The organism is Phocaeicola sp. RTP21198st1_B8_RTP21198_201120 (assembly GCF_040929485.1).
GTDB classification, from domain to species: domain Bacteria; phylum Bacteroidota; class Bacteroidia; order Bacteroidales; family Bacteroidaceae; genus Phocaeicola; species Phocaeicola dorei.
In genome coordinates this window covers 1-1,318 of sequence record NZ_JBCOCI010000377.1, presented here as the reverse complement: position 1 = coordinate 1,318, position 1,318 = coordinate 1, and the positions used below count along the sequence as shown (strand labels likewise).

Below are 1,318 nucleotides of genomic sequence, written 5' to 3'. Positions count from 1 at the left end.
GTGAAGCTAACTTCTCCGACCACGGTGCAAACCGCCTCGGTGCTTCTGCATTGATGCAAGGTTTGGCTGACGGTTACTTCGTATTGCCTTACACTATCCAGAACTATCTGGCAGACCAGATCACTGTTCCTCGTTTCTCTACCGATCTTCCTGAATTTGCTGAAGCTGAAAAAGCAGTTCAAGCTAAGATCGACAAGTTCATGAGCATCCAGGGTAAAGAATCTGTTGATTCTATCCACAAGAAACTGGGTCATGTCATGTGGGAATATGTAGGTATGGGACGTACGGCAGAAGGCCTGAAGAAAGGTATCGCCGAACTGAAAGAAATCCGCAAGGAATTCGAAACGAACTTGTTTATCCCCGGTTCTAAAGAAGGTATGAACGTAGAGCTTGACAAAGCAATCCGTCTGTACGACTTCATCACTATGGGTGAGCTTGTTGCTTACGATGCATTGAACCGTAACGAAAGTTGTGGTGGTCACTTCCGTGAAGAATACCAGACTGAAGAAGGAGAAGCAAAACGTGATGACGAAAACTTCTTCTATGTAGCATGCTGGGAATATCAAGGTGATGATGAAAAGGCTCCGGTATTGCACAAAGAACCGCTGGTATATGAAGCTATCAAGGTTCAGACTCGTAACTACAAGAGCTAATCGGTGAAGTTAAACATTTAAAAGAATTAGAAGAAAATGGATAAAAATATATCATTTACACTGAAGGTATGGCGCCAAGCTGGTCCGAAAGCTAAAGGTGCTTTTGAAACCTACCAAATGAAAGATATCCCCGGTGATACTTCCTTCCTCGAAATGCTGGATATTCTGAACGAACAGCTCATCAGCGAAAGAAAAGAACCGGTAGTATTCGATCATGACTGCCGCGAAGGTATCTGCGGTATGTGTTCTCTTTACATCAACGGACACCCGCACGGTCCTGCAACAGGTGCTACTACTTGCCAGATCTATATGCGTCGTTTCAACGACGGTGATACCATCACTGTTGAACCTTGGCGTTCGGCTGGTTTCCCTGTCATCAAAGACTTGATGGTAGACCGTACTGCATACGACAAGATTATGCAAGCTGGTGGTTATGTAAGCGTACGCACAGGTGCTCCGCAGGATGCTAACGCTATCTTGATCGCGAAACCTATCGCTGACGAAGCTATGGATGCTGCTTCTTGTATCGGTTGCGGTGCTTGTGTAGCTGCATGTAAGAATGGTTCTGCTATGTTGTTCGTTTCTGCAAAAGTCAGCCAGTTGAACTTGCTGCCGCAAGGTAAACCGGAAGCTTTGCGCCGTGCAAAAGCTATGTTGTCAAAGAT

At 45.4% G+C, this 1,318-nt stretch carries 1 protein-coding gene and 1 pseudogene; both read left to right on the top strand.

The window, feature by feature from the left end:
* A pseudogene (locus AB5935_RS26480) lies at window positions 1–653 on the top strand (fumarate reductase/succinate dehydrogenase flavoprotein subunit); the annotation flags it as partial.
* 36 nt (window positions 654–689) lie between these two features.
* Window positions 690–1,318, top strand: a 629-nt coding sequence (locus AB5935_RS26475; protein ID WP_368327925.1) for a succinate dehydrogenase/fumarate reductase iron-sulfur subunit, incomplete at its 3' end; no start/stop codon positions are given.